The sequence below is a fragment of the Mesorhizobium sp. WSM4887 genome, assembly GCF_029625865.1.
GTDB lineage: Bacteria > Pseudomonadota > Alphaproteobacteria > Rhizobiales > Rhizobiaceae > Mesorhizobium.
Window position 1 is genome coordinate 1 of record NZ_JARTVP010000070.1, and the last position, 236, is coordinate 236.

The following is a 236-nucleotide window of genomic DNA, read 5'->3' on the forward strand; positions in this document are numbered from 1 at the left end:
GGATAAGACCGGTCGATGCCAGCCCAGAGCATATGGACACTTCTCAGTTGGGGACCTGAAGGCTGGCTTGACGATATTGCCTATGGCGCACTGATCACCATTGCGTTGGCGCTTGCCACGCTGCCCATCGGATTGACGATCGGCTTTTTCATTGCACTCGCCAAGCAGTCCGAAGAACCGTCGCTGCGCCTTGCCGCCAACATCTACACCACCGTCTTTCGCGGCCTGCCAGAACT

The 236-nt window shown here is 57.6% G+C and carries 1 pseudogene; it reads left to right on the plus strand.

Features of this window, described 5'->3' with window-relative positions:
• Positions 1–15: 15 nt before the first annotated feature.
• A pseudogene (locus P9230_RS32365) lies at positions 16–236 on the plus strand (ABC transporter permease); the annotation flags it as partial.